Here is a 15179-nt window from a genome sequence, read left to right as displayed (position 1 = left end):
GCCTACTCCTCGTCCGATCCGGAGTCGGTCTCGGCCTCGGCCTCGGCCTCACTGTCCGCCGACGCCGCACCCGCCGCCGCCCCCGACTCCAGCAGCCGCGACAGCTGCCCGCCCACGATGCGCTTGAACTTGCGCTGCTGCGGACGCGTCCGGTCCAGCACCGCGACCTCCAGCCGCTCCGCCGGAATCTCCCGCTCGGTCCCGTTGGTGTCACGGGACAGCGCCTGCACCGCCAGCTTCAGCGCCTCGGCCAGCGTCATGCCGTCCCGGTGCCGCTGGTCCAGATACCCGCTGATCTGCTCCGCGTTGCCCCCGACCGCCACCGAACCGTGCTCGTCCACGATCGAACCGTCGTGCGGCAGCCGGTAGATCTGGTCGTTCTCCGGACTGTCCCCGACCTCCGCGACGACCAGCTCCACCTCGTACGGCTTCTCGGCCTGGCTGGAGAAGATCGTGCCCAGCGTCTGCGCGTACACGTTCGCCAGACCCCGCGCCGTCACATCGTCACGGTCATAGGTGTAACCCCGCAGATCGGCATAGCGCACCCCGCCGATCCGCAGGTTCTCGTACTCGTTGTACTTACCGGCGGCCGCGAAGCCGATCCGGTCGTAGATCTCACTGAACTTGTGCAGCGCACGGGACGGATTCTCACCGACGAACACGATGCCGTCGGCATACTGCAGCACGACCAGGCTGCGGCCACGCGCGATGCCCTTGCGGGCGTACTCCGCCCGGTCCGCCATCGCCTGCTGAGGAGATACATAGAACGGCGTCGACACCGGTTATCCGTCCCTTCCTGTCGAAATCACTGGACCACCTGACAACGAAGACCCGCGCCCGCTACAGCAGCGCGGCCCGCGGACCGTCGGGCTGCTCGAGCCGGGCCTGCAGCACCGAGCCGGCCAGCTCCGCGGCCTCGTCCTCACCGAGCCGGCGGAAACCGTCCTCGGTGATCACAGTGATGATCGGATAGATCCGGCGGGCGACATCGGGACCACCGGTCGCCGAGTCGTCGTCAGCCGCGTCGTACAGCGCCTGCACCACGAGCGTCGTCGCCTGCTCCTCGGTCAGGTCGTCACGGAACAGCTTCTTCATCGCACCGCGCGCGAAGACCGAGCCCGAACCCGTGGTCGCGTAGTTCCGCTCCTCTGACCGGCCACCCGTCACGTCGTACGAGAAGATGCGGCCCCTGCCCCGGTCCACGTCGTACCCCGCGAACAGCGGCACCACGGCCAGCCCCTGCATCGCCATGCCCAGGTTGGACCGGATCATCGTCGACAGGCGGTTCGCCTTGCCCTCCAGGGACAGCTGCGCGCCCTCGACCTTCTCGAAGTGCTCCAGCTCCAGCTGGAACAGCTTCACCATCTCCACGGCCAGGCCGGCCGTGCCGGCGATGCCCACCGCCGAGTACTCGTCGGCCGGGAAGACCTTCTCGATGTCCCGCTGGGCGATCATGTTGCCCATGGTGGCCCGCCGGTCACCGGCGAGCACGACACCGCCGGGGAACGTGACCGCCACGATCGTGGTGCCGTGCGGTGCCTCGATGACGCCCTGCACCGGCGGGAGCTGCCGGTTGCCCGGGAGGATCTCCGGCTGGTGCTCCCCGAGGAAGTCCATGAAAGAGGAGGACCCGGGCGTCAGGAAGGCAGCTGGTAGACGCCCGGTGCTACGAGTGTTGGCTTCCACGCGATTCCTTCCAGGTAGTCGGCAGCTCGGTACATCGCGTCGGGGTCATCCCTCAACAGACCGAGGCCTGAATTGCAGTTGAAGCACAGTACGCCACGGACCCTACCCGTCTTGTGGCAGTGATCCACTTGCACGGCGGGGGCTTTCAGGCAGATCACGCACACCCCCGCCTGAGAGGCCACGATCTCGTCGCGCTGAGCTTCAGTGAGGCCGTACTTTCGACGAAGGTGTCCTGCCGGATCAGTAGCTGCCTTGCAGGCCTTACAGCGGCTTGCCAGGCCATCGGGCGCACTGGTCTTTCGATGCCACTCGCTATGGGGCCTTACCTCGCCGCAGCCCCTGCAGTGCTTGTGTCCCGGCGGGACAGGCACCTTCTCACGCACTGCCCGCCCCTTGGCCCTCTGGCGCTGCCGGTAGTACTCCGCGGAGCACTCCCGGCAGTACGCCTGAAGACCATCACGCATGGACTTGTTGCTCGCGAAAGCCGCGCGCGGTTTGCTCTCCTGGCACCGCGAACACTTCTTGGCTTCACACGCGTCGGACACTTACAGACCCCCGTTGCAACCTTCGATTCAAAGGCAAATTGGGCTTACTGCCCACCCTTTTGAACGAAGCTGCGAACGAAATCCTCTGCGTTCTCCTCCAAGACATCGTCGATTTCGTCCAGGACGGAGTCCACGTCGTCGTTCAGCTTTTCCTGGCGTTCCTTGAGGTCCTCCGATGCCTGCGCGTCCTGCGCCTGCTCCTCGACCTCCTCGGTGGACCGCGTGGCCTTCTGCTGCCCGCCGCCGGTGTCCTTGGTCGCCATAACCCTCACCCCGCTCGGTTCGCCCGACACAGTTGCTCGGTCAAGATCAGACCCTACAGATCTGGTCCGACATCGGCCCCGCACTTCCTCCAACGTACGGGGACCATCTCCATGGTTCCCGGACCTGGGATATTCCACCCTGTCCGGCTGCTTACTCCCCGGTACCCGCTCGGGTCGCTCACCCGCCGGCCAGGACCCTGACCAGGTCTTCCGCCGTGCGGCAGCGGTCCAGGAGTTCCTTGACGTGATTACGCGTTCCGCGAAGCGGTTCCAGGGTTGGCACCCGCTGGAGCGAGTCCCGGCCCGGCAGATCGAAGATCACCGAGTCCCAGGAGGCCGCCGCGACGTCGTCCGCGTACTGCTCCAGGCAGCGCCCGCGGAAGTAGGCCCTGGTGTCCTCCGGCGGCTTCGTACGGGCCCGCTCGACCTCGTTCTCGTCGAGCAGGCGCTTGATGCGGCCGCGGTCCACCAGGCGGTTGTAGAGGCCCTTGTCGGGCCGTACGTCGGCGTACTGGAGGTCGACGAGGTGCAGCCGGGCGGCGTCCCAGTCGACGTTGTCGCGGCGGCGGTAGCCCTCCATGAGCTCCCGCTTGGCCACCCAGTCCAGTTCGCCGGCCAGGCTCATCGGGTCGTTCTCGAGCCGGTTGAGGGTGTCTTCCCAGCGGCCGAGGACGTCCTTGGTCTGGTCGTCGGCGTCCGCGCCGTAGCGTTCCTCGACGTATTTGCGGGCCAGCTCGTAGTACTCCATCTGGAGCTGTACGGCGGTGAGTGTGCGGCCGCTGCGCAGGGTGACGAGGTGCTTGAGCGTGGGGTCGTGCGAGACCTGGTGGAGGGTGCGTACGGGCTGGTCGACGGCGAGGTCGACGGCGATGAAGCCGTCTTCGATCATGGAGAGGACCAGGGCCGTCGTGCCCAGCTTCAGGTACGTCGAGATCTCCGACAGGTTCGCGTCGCCGATGATCACGTGCAGACGGCGCCACTTCTCGGCGTCGGCGTGCGGTTCGTCGCGGGTGTTGATGATGGGGCGCTTCAGCGTCGTCTCCAGGCCGACCTCGACCTCGAAGTAGTCGGCACGCTGGCTGAGCTGGAAGCCGTGTTCGTGGCCGTCCTGGCCGATGCCGACGCGGCCGGCGCCGGTGATGACCTGGCGGGAGACGAAGAAGGGGGTCAGGTGGCGCACGATGTCCGAGAAGGCGGTTTCCCGCTTCATCAGGTAGTTCTCGTGCGTGCCGTAGGAGGCGCCCTTGTTGTCGGTGTTGTTCTTGTAGAGGTGGATGGGCTGGGCGCCGGGGAGCTGGGCGGCGCGTTCGGCGGCTTCGGCCATGATGCGTTCGCCGGCCTTGTCCCACAGGACGGCGTCGCGCGGGTTGGTGACTTCCGGAGCGCTGTATTCGGGGTGGGCGTGGTCGACGTAGAGCCGTGCTCCGTTGGTGAGGATGACGTTGGCGAGGCCGATGTCCTCGTCGGTGAGCTGGCTGTTGTCGGCGGCCTCGCGGGCGAGGTCGAAGCCTCGCGCGTCCCGGAGCGGGTTTTCCTCCTCGAAGTCCCAGCGGGCCCGGCGGGCCCGGTGCATCGCCGCCGCGTAGGCGTTGACGATCTGGGACGAGGTGAGCATGGCATTGGCGTTGGGGTGGCCGGGGACGGAGATTCCGTACTCCGTCTCGATGCCCATTACTCGCCGTACGGTCATGCGGCCCTCCTTGCCCGGCGACGCCCGTAGTGGGCGCCGCTCAAGTACCGCTGGCGCTCCGATGCGTGTGCGGTGCCCGTCCCCGCACTGCGCGACTCGGCGGTATGGAAGAGCCTAGAACGCCTTTGCGCTGGCGGGGAGATCATTTGCGTCATTGCCTTGCTCCAGCCGGGGCTCCGGAAAACAGTCGGCTGCGGGTACCCGGTGTGGGCACCCGCAGCCGCCCCGCGTTTTACAGGTACTGACCGGTGTTTGCCACCGTGTCGATGGAGCGTCCGGTGTCCGCGCCCTGTTTTCCGGTGACGAGCGTACGGATGTACACGATGCGTTCGCCCTTCTTTCCGGAGATGCGGGCCCAGTCGTCGGGGTTGGTGGTGTTGGGCAGGTCCTCGTTCTCCTTGAACTCGTCCACGCAGGCCTGGAGGAGGTGGGAGACGCGGAGGCCCTTCTGGTTCTTGTCGAGGAAGTCCTTGATCGCCATTTTCTTGGCGCGGCCCACGATGTTCTCGATCATGGCGCCGGAATTGAAGTCCTTGAAGTAGAGGACTTCCTTGTCGCCGTTGGCGTAGGTGACTTCCAGGAAGCGGTTCTCCTCGGATTCGGCGTACATCTGTTCCACCGCCGTCTGGATCATGCTGGAGACGGTGGCCGCCTTGTCCTTCTCGTGCTCCGCGAGGTCGTCGGAGTGGAGGGGGAGGCGTTCGGTGAGGTACTTGCCGAAGATGTCCTTGGCCGCTTCGGCGTCCGGACGTTCGATCTTGATCTTCACGTCGAGCCGGCCGGGCCGCAGGATGGCGGGGTCGATCATGTCCTCGCGGTTGGAGGCGCCGATGACGACCACGTTCTGCAGGCCTTCCACGCCGTCGATCTCGGCGAGGAGCTGGGGGACGATGGTGTTCTCCACGTCCGAGCTGACGCCGGAGCCGCGGGTGCGGAAGAGGGATTCCATCTCGTCGAAGAAGACGATGACGGGGGTGCCCTCGCTGGCCTTCTCACGGGCTCGCTGGAAGACCAGGCGGATCTGCCGCTCGGTCTCGCCGACGTACTTGTTGAGCAGTTCGGGGCCCTTGATGTTGAGGAAGAAGCTCTTGCCGGCGGCCTGGCCGGTGACCTCGGCGACCTTCTTGGCCAGCGAGTTGGCGACGGCCTTGGCGATGAGCGTCTTGCCGCATCCGGGGGGCCCGTAGAGCAGGACGCCCTTGGGCGGCCGCAGCTCGTGCTCCCGGAACAGGTCGGGGTAGAGGTAGGGGAGCTCGACCGCGTCGCGGATCATCTCGATCTGTCCGCCGAGGCCACCGATCTGCTCGTAGCCGATGTCGGGGACCTCTTCGAGGACGAGTTCTTCGACCTCGCTCTTGGGGACGACCTCGTAGACGTATCCGGAGCGGGGTTCGAGCAGGAGGGCGTCGCCGGGGCGGATGGTGAGTCCGCGCAGGGGTTCGGCGAGCCGTACCACTCTTTCCTCGTCGGTGTGGCCGAGTACCAGGGCGCGCTCGCCGTCCTCGAGGATCTCCTTGAGGGTGACGATGTCGCCGACGCTCTCGTACTCCATGGCCTCGACCACGTTGAGTGCTTCGTTGAGCATCACTTCCTGGCCGCGCCTCAGCTCGTCGAGCTCGACGCTCGGGCTGACGTTCACCCGGAGTTTGCGGCCGCCGGTGAAGATGTCGGCGGTGCCGTCCTCGTTGGCCTGCAGGAAGACGCCGAAGCCGGCGGGTGGCTGGGCCAGCCGGTCGACTTCTTCCTTGAGGGCCACGATCTGGTCGCGGGCCTCGCGGAGCGTGCCGGCGAGTCGTTCGTTCTGGGCGGACACGCCGGCCAGGTTGGTCTGCAGTTCGACGATCCGCTCTTCGAGAATTCTCGTGTGTCGCGGAGATTCGGCGAGCTTGCGTCGCAGGACGGCGATCTCCTGCTCAAGGTAGGCCACCTGCCCGGCCGGGTCCTCGGACCCGCGTCCCGGGCGGATGCCGCGGTTCATGTCGTCGTCGTGGGCTGCCACGGTCCTCACCTCCTCCAAGGGGAGCTGGACGCTTCCAGACCCTACCTGGGTGGGTGTCGATTGAAACCCCTAGATCACAAAGACTGTCGGGGTGTGTCCGATCTTCACCCTTGCGCTCTCCCTCACGCCAGGGGAATACCCACGGAACGTGGGGGGAACCCCGGCGGGGGTAGGGTCGAAGTGTTCAACACCCGTCAGAGCTGGCCGGATTCCCGAACGGCTCGGCGCAGGAAACGGCAGGAGAGATGAGCGTGCAGCAGGAGGCCGCTGTCGACGGCGAGGCCCTGGAGGTCTGGATCGACCAGGACCTGTGTACCGGCGACGGCATCTGCGCGCAGTACGCGCCCGAGGTGTTCGAGCTGGACATCGACGGTCTGGCCTACGTGAAGGGCGCGGACGACGAGCTTCTGCAGGCCCCGGGCGCGACAACGCCCGTGCCGCTGACGCTTCTCACGGATGTGGTGGACTCGGCGAAGGAGTGTCCGGGCGAGTGCATCCATGTGCGTCGCGTTTCGGACAGGGCCGAGGTCTACGGTCCGGACTCAGAGTGACCAAAATGTGACTTGGCGCGTACGTTCCGTGACTGTTGTCTGGTGTGTCACACCGTCTGTCCCGGGGGCGCAGGTCACACGGTGCGTGCCTGTGAGGGCGTGTCGCTGACGAACGCGCCGTTCTTCCACTGCCACTTCACGTCGTCGGTGACGTCGGGGCAGCAACTGGGCACGTCGGCGGTCGAGTAGCCGAGGAGGGTGGCGCGGACGGCGCCGTCACGCACCGAGAGTTCGGTGGTGGTGCGGCGGTCCTTGGGGTCCACGAGGGTGGCGACGACGCGGGGCTTGCCGCCGTCGCTGTCCCGTGTGATGACGTACACGCCGTCGGGCGGGGTGCCCATGGGTGCGTCGCAGTGCACCGCGGCCACCGTTTCGGGGCGGCCGTCGCCGTCGAGGTCGCCGGAGGCCTTCTTCCGCACCAGGGCCTTGACGGGGCCGCATTCCAGAGGGAAGGCCACGGTGGCCGGGTCGGGCGGCGCGATGTGGGCGGGGGCGCTCTTCGGTCCGGGGCCCGCGGCCTTGTCGGCGCTCTGGGCGGCCGTGGCGGCGTCGGGCTGGAGGACCGAGGACAGGGCTACCACGCCCGCGACGGCCGTGGCGGTGGCCACCCAGTGGATCGGCCGGGTGTGGGTGTGCGAGAGGTCCGGAACGGCGGGGTGCTGCACGAGGAGTGTCTCCTGTGAGGGCTGTGCCGGTGGGGGTGGCCAGCATCGTGCCACACGTCACAGTGCGGGGGAACGGCGGGGTGGGTACGCGTTCCGATTTCCGTGCGGGCGCGCGTCCCGTCGCTTGGTCGCCGTCGTGTGGTGGCCGTCAACGCGTCGACGCCGTGGTGGAGTTCCCGGAGGTCCGGGAACTCCACCACGGCGTCTGTGCGTTGTACGCGGCACGGGGCCGCCTCAGCGGCCGGAGCCTCCGCCGGCGTTGGGGCCGTCGTAGTCATCGCCGTAGGCGCCCTTGGCGGGGCGGCGGCGGCGCATGGGCGGCTCGACGCCGTCGGCGAGGCGGCGGGCGGTGAGCAGGAAGCCGGTGTGGCCGATCATCCGGTGGTCGGGGCGGACGGCGAGGCCCTCCACGTGCCAGTTGCGGATCATCGTCTCCCAGGAGGTCGGCTCGTTGAAGCAGCCGATCTCGCGGATGGACTCGACGGTCCTGGCCAGCTGGGTGGTGGTCGCGACGTAGCAGCACAGGATGCCGCCGGGCACGAGGGCCTTCTTGACGACGTCCAGGCACTCCCACGGGGCGAGCATGTCCAGGATGACGCGGTCGACGTCGGTGTCGGACAGGTTGTCCTGGAGGTCGCCGACGGTGAGCTGCCAGGCGGGGTGCGGGCCGCCGAAGTAGCGCTGCACGTTCTGCTGGGCGATCTCGGCGAAGTCCTCGCGGCGCTCGTAGGAGTGCAGCATGCCCTGGTCGCCGATGGCGCGCAGCAGGAAGCTGCTGAGGGAGCCGGAGCCCACGCCCGCTTCCACGACGCGTGCGCCGGGGAAGATGTCGGCGAAGGCGAGGATCTGCCCCGCGTCCTTCGGGTAGACGACGGCTGCCCCGCGGGGCATGGACAGGACGTAGTCGGGGAGCAGGGGGCGCAGCGCGAGGTAGGCGACGTTCCCGGTGGTGCGGACAACGCTGCCCTCGGGAGCACCGATCAGTTCGTCGTGGGGGAAGGAACCCTTGTGGGTGTGGAAGTTCTTCCCGGCCTCGAGCGTGAACGTGTAGTGGCGGCCCTTGGGGTCGGTCAGCTGAACCTGGTCCCCGACCGTGAAGGGCCCGCGCCTGCGGGCGGCACCGGTCGGTTCGGACATGTGACCAGCCTACCGGTTCCCTGCCGGGGGCTTGACCAGCGTAGGCGGGTGCTTGCCGCGGTGCGTGCGAACGGCGCGGGTCGTACGGGGTTGCCGGCGCCGTTCCCCGCGTCCCTTCGGGGCGCGTTTCAGCTGGGCCTTGCCATGGCCTTGACGAAGGCGCGCTCGACGTCGGCCGCGGACAGGACGCCGTAGATCTCGCCGGTCTCCTCGACGACGAGGTATTCGGTGGCCGGGTTGGCGCGCAGGGCGTCCAGGAGTTCCTCGCCGGACAGCTCGGCGGAGACGCGCATGCCGTCGGTGAGGTCCTGGGCGAGGGTGCTGACCGGTACCCAGGGGCGGCGGTGCTCGGGTACGCCGACAATGGCGGCCTCGCGGACCAGGGAGGCGGGGGTGCCTTCGCCGTCGACGACGACCAGGGCGCGGGCGCCGGAGGCGTTGGCGCGGCGCAGGGCCTCGGAGAGGGGGGTGTCGGCCTGGACGGGGACGGCGCGCCGGGTGAGGGCGCGGGCGCGCAGTTCGGGGAGGTGTTCGCGCAGGCGGGCCATGCGGAGGCTGTTTCCGGCGCCGGTCCAGATGATCGCGGCGAGGATGGCGGCGAGCAGGGCGTCCATGACGGTGTCCATGCCGACGTCGTCCGCGGCGTCGCTGCCGAGGGACTGGGTGAGCAGCGGCAGGCCGATCAGTACGGCGATGGCGAGGGCGCGGCCGACCCAGGCGGCGGCGATCGTTCCGCTCATGGGTTTGCCGGTGAGCTTCCAGACGACGGCGCGGAGCATGCGGCCGCCGTCGAGGGGGAGGCCGGGCAGCAGGTTGAAGACGGCCACGATGAGGTTGGAGACCATCAGGCCGGCCAGCAGCACGCCGGCGACGCTGTCGGGCTCCACGGGCAGCAGGGCGGCGTAGAAGACGCCGGACAGGACGAGGGAGAGCAGGGGGCCGACGAAGGCCAGGACGAATTCGCGGCCGGGGGTCTCGGCCTCCTTCTCGATCTCGGAGACGCCGCCGAAGAACTGGAGCTGGATGCGGCGGACGGGGAGCTTGAAGCGGAGGGCGGCGACCGTGTGGGCGAGCTCGTGGACGAGGACGGAGGCGTAGAAGGCGACGGCGAAGAAGAGGGAGACCAGGTAGCGGGCGGCGCCCAGCTCGGGCAGTACGCGGTCGAGCTGGCCGCCGAACACCCAGGTGATCAGGACGGCGACCAGGAACCAGCTGGGGGCGACGTACACGGGCACGCCGAAGGGCCGGCCCATCAGCAGCCCGCCCCCGGGTTCCGGTCGGCGCTGCGGCGGCTTGCCCGGCCCGCCCGCGCCCTCGGTGTGGGCCTCGGCGCGGTGGTGGTGCGGGGCACCGCTGCCGTGAGCGGCGTGCCGGGGGCCTGCGGCCGGTTCGGGGCGCCTGGGGGCGCGGGGGCTTCGGGGGTCTGGGGGCTTCGCCGGGTGTCTCCCCCGGCCCGGGGGGCGTCGGCGCCTGTGCATCCGGGGTTTCGGGGGCCGGGGTCCCGCTGCCCGGGGTCTCGGGGCGGGGAGTCTCAGGGCTCGGCGTCTCGGAGCCCGGTGCGTCTGAGCCCGGCGTCTCGGAGCCCGGCGTCTCGGAGCCCGGCGTCTCGGAGCCCGGCGTCTCGGAGCCCGGCGTCTCGGAGCCCGGTGCCTCGGAGCCCGGCGTCGCGGCGCTCGGCGTCGCGGAACCCGGTGTGTCGGAGCCCGCGGCTTCGGTCCCACGCTTCTCGGGACCCGTGGCCGTCGGACCGGTGGGTCCCGGGTCTGCGGAGTCGGTGGGGTCGGCGGCCGGGGCCGTGGGATGTGCCTGGGGCACGGCCGACTCGTCGTTGCCGGACCGCGGCTGCCCGCTCCCGCCGCTCACGTCCACGGTGTCCCCTCGTTCGAAGCGTCTCCCGCCTGCGGACGGGAGGGTCTCGTGTCGATGGTATGCGTCCGTCGCTGCCCGTTCCGCTCCGGCACCCCTCTGCTTCCCATCCGTCACACGGGTCACGCCTGCGGGCTGGGTCGTTGTCAGTGCCCGGCCGTAAGGTCTGTGGGCATGGAGACGAGTACCGAGGACGTCGCGGAGGACACCGGCGGACCAGCCCGACCGGCGGCGGCAGTGGCGCACGGGACGGACGCGGCGGTCGAGCCGGAGGCCCCGGCGTCGGAGGCGGCGGCCGTTGTCGCCGCGCCCGCGCCCGTGGCGACGGCGCCCACCTCGCTCTCGCCGTCCCGGGCCGGCGACTTCATGCAGTGCCCGCTGCTGTACCGGTTCCGGGTCATCGACCGGCTGCCGGAGAAGCCCAGCGAGGCGGCGACCAGGGGCACCCTGGTGCACGCGGTGCTGGAGCGGCTCTTCGACGCCCCGGCGGCCGAGCGCACCGCGCCGACGGCGCGGGCGCTGGTCCCCGGTCAGTGGGACCGGCTGCGGGAGAGCAGGCCGGAGGTCGGTGAGCTGTTCGCGGACGACCCGGAGGGCGAGCGGCTGGCGCAGTGGCTCGCCGAGGCGGAGCGGCTCGTCGAGCGCTGGTTCAGCCTGGAGGACCCGAGCCGGCTGGAGCCCGCCGAGCGGGAGCTGTTCGTCGAGGCCGAGCTGGACTCGGGGCTGCGGCTGCGCGGCATCATCGACCGGGTCGACGTGGCCCCCACCGGCGAGGTGCGGATCGTCGACTACAAGACGGGCAAGGCACCCAGGCCGCAGTACGCGGAGGGCGCGCTGTTCCAGATGAAGTTCTACGCGCTGGTGGTGTGGCGGCTGAAGAAGGTCGTCCCGCGGCGCCTGCAGCTGGTCTATCTCGGCAGCGGCGACGTGCTCACGTACGACCCGGTCCTGGCGGACCTGGAGCGGGTCGAGCGCAAGCTGCTGGCGCTGTGGGAGGCGATCCGGCTGGCGACCGAGACGGGTGACTGGCGGCCGCGTCCCACGAAGCTGTGCGGCTGGTGCGACCACCAGGCGCACTGTCCGGAGTTCGGCGGTACTCCCCCGCCCTACCCGCTGCCGGTGAGGGCGGCCGACCCCGGCGCCGTCGCGCAGGGCAGAATGGGGCCGGACTAGCGAGAAGGAGACTTACGTGGCCATCCGCGTCCTACTGGTCGACGACCAGCCGCTGCTGCGCACGGGCTTCCGGATGATTCTGGAGGCGGAGCAGGACCTCGCGGTCGTCGGCGAGGCCGGAGACGGCCTCCAGGCGCTCGACCAGGTGCGGGCGCTGCAGCCCGATGTGGTGCTGATGGACATCCGCATGCCGCGGATGGACGGTGTGGAGGCGACCCGGCAGATCACCGGGCCGGAGCGGGACGGTCCGGCGAAGGTGCTGGTGCTGACCACCTTCGACCTGGACGAGTACGTGGTGGAGGCGCTGAAGGCGGGCGCCAGCGGCTTCCTTCTCAAGGACGCCCCGGCCAACGAGCTGGTGCAGGCGATCCGTGTGGTGGCGAACGGCGAGGCGATGCTCGCACCGAGCATCACCCGGCGGCTGCTCGACAAGTACGCCACGCATCTGCCCTCCGGGGACGAGCCGGTGCCGGACACCCTGCACACGCTCACGGACCGTGAGGTCGAGGTGCTGAAGCTGGTGGCCCGTGGGCTGTCCAACGCGGAGATCGCCGCGGACCTGTTCGTCAGCGAGACGACGGTCAAGACGCACGTGGGCCATGTGCTGACCAAGCTGGGCCTGCGGGACCGGGTGCAGGCGGCGGTGTACGCGTACGAGAGCGGTCTGGTGCGTCCCGGCGCGCAGTAGCCGCTTCCGGCACGCAGCCACTGTCCGCGGGCCCGCGGACAAGCGGCTCGGACGCAAGCGGCCCGCGCGCAAACGGCCCGCGCGCAACGCGAAGGGCGCCCTCTTCCGGACGGGAAGAGGGCGCCCTTCGGGCTTGTCCGGTGCCGGCGTCAGCCGCTCACGCCCCGGCCCAGCTCCCACAGCTGGAGCGAGGAGGAGGAGTTGAGGAGGTAGGCCGTGCCGGTGACGTCGTCGCGGGTGGCGACGTACTGCTTGCCCTGCCACAGCGGGATCAGCGGGACGTCCCGGGCGGTGATGTCCTGGATCTCGGTGAGGCTGTCCACCGCGGAGAGCCGGTCGGCCTCGCCGCGGGAGGCGGGGATCAGGTCGTTGATGATCTGCGAGTTGGCGTACGGGATGTTGAGGGTGTTGCCCTTGTCGAGGAACGGCGCGACGAAGCTGTCGGCGTCCGGGAAGTCGGGGAACCAGCCCATGCCGAAGACGTCGTACTCGCGCGCCCTCTCCGCCGGGTGGAACTTCTCCCAGGGCGTGCCCTTGATGTCGACGTCGAACAGACCGCTGTCGTTGAGCTGCTTCTGGAGCTGCTCGAACTCCTGCTTGGTCGCGGCGCCGTAGTGGTCCGTCGTGTAGTCCAGCGTCAGCTTGACCGGCGTGGTGATGTCCGCGTCCTCCAGCGTCGCCTTCGCCTTGGCGACGCTGGGGTCGCCGTACGTGTTGAAGAACGAGTTGGAGTGGCCGGTGATGCCGGCCGGAACCATCGAGTACAGCGGTTCGGCCTGGGATCCGTAGACCGCGGAGACGAGTTCGCTGCGGTTGATGAGCTGGGCCATGGCGGCGCGGACGGCCTTGTCCTTGACCGTGGTGGCGTCCGTGTTGAAGGCGAGGTAGCGGATCTCGAGACCGGCCACCTCGACCAGGTCGACGTCGCCGTCCGTGCCCTTGGACAAGTTCTGGATCTGTGTCGGCGTCATCGCGCGGGTCATCACGTCGATGTCGCCCTTGTTGATGGCGTCGCCCATGGCGTCGGCGTCGGCGAAGGACACGAGTTCGACCTTGTCGTTGTTCACCTTGAGACTCCCCTTGTAATTGGGGTTCTTGGTGAACACGGCCTTGGTCATCTTGTCGCCCTTGACCTCGGCCTTCATCGTGTACGGGCCCGAGCCGCTGAGTTCGAAGCCGTCGCGCAGCTTGTCCTTCTCGTAGTCGTTCGGGTTGACGATGCCGGCGACCGGTGTCGACAGCTTGAACGGGAAGGTGGCGTCGGCGGTGTTGAGGTGGAAGATGACCTCGCGGTCACCCTTCGTCTCGACGGTGTCCACCGTGGACAGCAGCGAGGCCACCTCGGTGTCGGCGTCGATCTTCCGGACGCGCTCGATGGAGTACTTCACGTCCTCGGCGGTGACCGGGTCGCCGTTGGCGAACTCCAGGCCGTCGCGCAGGGTGCAGGCGTAGCGCTCGTTGCCGGTGTCGGTGAATCCGCACTGCTGGGCGGCCTCGGGCACGGGTTCGCCGTCGCCGCGGGGCAGCACCATCAGCGTCTGCGAGGTCTGGCGCATGATGTTCCAGGCACCGACGTCGTAGGCGTACGCCGGGTCGAAGGGCGCGGTGATCTCTTTGGAGACGCTGAACCCGTCCGTGGTGCCGACGGCGATCGCGTCCCCGTCGCCACTGCCGCTGTCCGATCCGCCGCAGGCGGCGAGCACCGGCGCGAGCAGGCCGACGACGGCCGGCAGCACCAAAGTCTTGCGGTTCATGCTCGAGTTTCTCCAGAGCTGTCGGTCCGTGTATCCGGCATGCAGGGGTGTCGCGGCGGATCACGGGGGTAGTGGCCGATGTTCTCGCGACGAGATTAGTCCGCGCCCGCACGGGCGCTCGCAGCCACCGGAGTTGAGGGCTCATCACGGAGCGAAACCGGGTGTGGACACACCGAAAACCCGACAGTGGAAGGATTCGTGCAGGGTTTCATCAATCAGGACACAAAGGCTCCTCGACAACGTTCGCCAAGCGGGAAGCAGCACACCCGAGCCCCACTGTCGACCCCTGTTCGCGTGGCGAACATCACAGCTGCTCTTCGGCCGCCGCTGCTGGAATTCGGCCATCCGGGACCGTGGAAATGGTCGGTGAACATCCGTCGGGTGGCGCCGCGCGGCCCTTCTCGGAATTGCCGCGCCAACGCCGCCGCACGCTTGGTGAAGGGCTAGCGCATTTGGGTCATCAGACCACGCAGAAATGTCAGGTCGACCTCTTCCAGGGAGGCGACCACCGTGCGCCGGGCGGCCGGGGTGATGGGGGCGACCGAGGGGACCGCCACGACGTGGCAGCCGGCGGCCTCCGCGGCGGCGACGCCGGTCGCGGTGTCCTCGACGACGGCGCACCGGACCGGGTCCACGCCGAGTCCGGCCGCGGCCGCCAGGTACGGGTCGGGGTGCGGCTTGGTGCGCGGCACCTCGTCGCCCGCGACGGTGAGGGCGAAGTGCTGGGGGCCGAGCGACTTCAGGACGCGGTCGATGATGCGCCGGTGCGAGGCGGACACCAGGGCCGTGGGGATCTCGTGCGCGGACAGCTCCGCGAGCAGCCGGGCGGCGCCGGGCATGAGCGGCAGGTCACGGCCGATGCGCTGCTCGAAGCCGTCGTTGAGCAGGACGCTGAGTTCGGCGAGGGTGATGTCGGCGCCGGTGGCCTCGATCAGGAAGCCCGCGCTGCGGGTCATGGGGCCGCCGACCACGACGTGGCGCCAGGAGTCGTCGAGGGTGTGGCCGAGGGAGGCGAAGACCTCCGTCTCGACGTCCCACCAGAAGCCCTCGGTGTCCACCAGGGTGCCGTCCATGTCGAGGAGCACGGCTTGGAGGGCGGAGCCTTCGGCCGTACGGGTTCCGAGCGCGGGGACCGTGCTGGTCATCCACGTACCTCCTTGAG

General features: G+C 69.2%; 14 protein-coding genes. 3 read left to right on the top strand and 11 right to left on the bottom strand.

Translation table 11 applies throughout. The annotated features are described in order from the left end of the window. Positions 1–2 precede the first annotated feature (2 nt). The 6 genes from prcA to arc form a co-directional block, all read right to left on the bottom strand. Positions 3–779, bottom strand: coding sequence for a proteasome subunit alpha (gene prcA, locus Sru02f_RS10815; protein WP_109033659.1), 777 nt, complete (start codon positions 777–779; stop codon positions 3–5). A gap of 61 nt (positions 780–840) precedes the next feature. Beyond that, on the bottom strand, positions 841–1686 hold the full coding sequence (prcB, locus tag Sru02f_RS10810; protein ID WP_109033658.1) for a proteasome subunit beta: 846 nt from the start codon (positions 1684–1686) through the stop codon (positions 841–843). After that, positions 1638–2150, bottom strand: a complete 513-nt coding sequence (locus Sru02f_RS10805; protein ID WP_109033657.1) for an endonuclease VII domain-containing protein — start codon at positions 2148–2150, stop codon at positions 1638–1640. Before Sru02f_RS10805 ends, prcB begins: the two co-directional genes overlap by 49 nt. A gap of 125 nt (positions 2151–2275) precedes the next feature. Then, positions 2276–2494 (bottom strand): ubiquitin-like protein Pup, encoded by a 219-nt coding sequence (locus Sru02f_RS10800; protein WP_053128307.1) that lies wholly within the window; start codon positions 2492–2494, stop codon positions 2276–2278. Between the two features lie 178 nt (positions 2495–2672). After that, on the bottom strand, positions 2673–4184 hold the full coding sequence (gene dop / locus Sru02f_RS10795) for a depupylase/deamidase Dop (protein ID WP_369123563.1): 1512 nt from the start codon (positions 4182–4184) through the stop codon (positions 2673–2675). A gap of 232 nt (positions 4185–4416) precedes the next feature. Next, positions 4417–6183, bottom strand: coding sequence for a proteasome ATPase (arc, locus tag Sru02f_RS10790; RefSeq protein ID WP_007447848.1), 1767 nt, complete (start codon positions 6181–6183; stop codon positions 4417–4419). Between the two features lie 245 nt (positions 6184–6428). Between arc and Sru02f_RS10785 the strand changes: the two genes are divergently transcribed. Next, positions 6429–6734: a ferredoxin gene (locus Sru02f_RS10785; RefSeq protein ID WP_109033655.1), complete on the top strand. Its 306-nt coding sequence runs from the start codon at positions 6429–6431 to the stop codon at positions 6732–6734. A gap of 74 nt (positions 6735–6808) precedes the next feature. Here the strand turns inward: Sru02f_RS10785 and Sru02f_RS10780 are convergent, their stop codons facing one another. The 3 genes from Sru02f_RS10780 to Sru02f_RS10770 form a co-directional block, all read right to left on the bottom strand. Then, entirely contained in the window at positions 6809–7399 is a 591-nt protein-coding gene (locus Sru02f_RS10780; protein WP_109033654.1) for a hypothetical protein, read from the bottom strand. A 234-nt stretch (positions 7400–7633) separates the two neighbouring features. Beyond that, positions 7634–8536 carry a tRNA (adenine-N1)-methyltransferase gene (locus Sru02f_RS10775; RefSeq protein WP_109033653.1) on the bottom strand — a complete coding sequence of 301 codons (903 nt, stop codon included), beginning with the start codon at positions 8534–8536 and terminating at the stop codon, positions 7634–7636. A 128-nt stretch (positions 8537–8664) separates the two neighbouring features. Further along, positions 8665–9789 carry a site-2 protease family protein gene (locus Sru02f_RS10770; RefSeq protein ID WP_016325860.1) on the bottom strand — a complete coding sequence of 375 codons (1125 nt, stop codon included), beginning with the start codon at positions 9787–9789 and terminating at the stop codon, positions 8665–8667. Between the two features lie 787 nt (positions 9790–10576). Here Sru02f_RS10770 and Sru02f_RS10765 point away from each other — a divergent pair. Further along, positions 10577–11575, top strand: a complete 999-nt coding sequence (locus tag Sru02f_RS10765; RefSeq protein ID WP_164278118.1) for a RecB family exonuclease — start codon at positions 10577–10579, stop codon at positions 11573–11575. 16 nt (positions 11576–11591) lie between these two features. Continuing rightward, positions 11592–12263 (top strand): response regulator, encoded by a 672-nt coding sequence (locus tag Sru02f_RS10760; protein WP_003977171.1) that lies wholly within the window; start codon positions 11592–11594, stop codon positions 12261–12263. A gap of 149 nt (positions 12264–12412) precedes the next feature. Here the strand turns inward: Sru02f_RS10760 and Sru02f_RS10755 are convergent, their stop codons facing one another. After that, positions 12413–14017 carry an ABC transporter substrate-binding protein gene (locus tag Sru02f_RS10755; RefSeq protein ID WP_109033652.1) on the bottom strand — a complete coding sequence of 535 codons (1605 nt, stop codon included), beginning with the start codon at positions 14015–14017 and terminating at the stop codon, positions 12413–12415. A 443-nt stretch (positions 14018–14460) separates the two neighbouring features. Continuing rightward, positions 14461–15162 carry an HAD family hydrolase gene (locus Sru02f_RS10750; RefSeq protein WP_109033650.1) on the bottom strand — a complete coding sequence of 234 codons (702 nt, stop codon included), beginning with the start codon at positions 15160–15162 and terminating at the stop codon, positions 14461–14463. Between the last annotated feature and the right edge of the window lie 17 nt (positions 15163–15179).

This window comes from Streptomyces rubrogriseus (assembly GCF_027947575.1).
Lineage (GTDB): Bacteria > Actinomycetota > Actinomycetes > Streptomycetales > Streptomycetaceae > Streptomyces > Streptomyces rubrogriseus.
The sequence above is the reverse complement of the archived record's forward strand: the minus strand, read 5'-3'. Positions and strand labels throughout refer to the sequence as shown.

Bases quoted from the DNA above. Each gene is read 5' to 3' on its own strand.
- Sru02f_RS10805 (WP_109033657.1), bottom strand. From the start codon at position 2,150: ATGCGTGATGGTCTTCAGGCGTACTGCCGGGAGTGCTCCGCGGAGTAC.
- Sru02f_RS10800 (WP_053128307.1), bottom strand. From the start codon at position 2,494: ATGGCGACCAAGGACACCGGCGGCGGGCAGCAGAAGGCCACGCGGTCC.
- dop (WP_369123563.1), bottom strand. From the start codon at position 4,184: ATGACCGTACGGCGAGTAATGGGCATCGAGACGGAGTACGGAATCTCC.
- Sru02f_RS10785 (WP_109033655.1), top strand. From the start codon at position 6,429: ATGAGCGTGCAGCAGGAGGCCGCTGTCGACGGCGAGGCCCTGGAGGTC.
- Sru02f_RS10775 (WP_109033653.1), bottom strand. From the start codon at position 8,536: ATGTCCGAACCGACCGGTGCCGCCCGCAGGCGCGGGCCCTTCACGGTC.
- Sru02f_RS10770 (WP_016325860.1), bottom strand. From the start codon at position 9,789: ATGGGCCGGCCCTTCGGCGTGCCCGTGTACGTCGCCCCCAGCTGGTTC.
- Sru02f_RS10765 (WP_164278118.1), top strand. From the start codon at position 10,577: ATGGAGACGAGTACCGAGGACGTCGCGGAGGACACCGGCGGACCAGCC.
- Sru02f_RS10755 (WP_109033652.1), bottom strand. From the start codon at position 14,017: ATGAACCGCAAGACTTTGGTGCTGCCGGCCGTCGTCGGCCTGCTCGCG.
- Sru02f_RS10750 (WP_109033650.1), bottom strand. From the start codon at position 15,162: ATGACCAGCACGGTCCCCGCGCTCGGAACCCGTACGGCCGAAGGCTCC.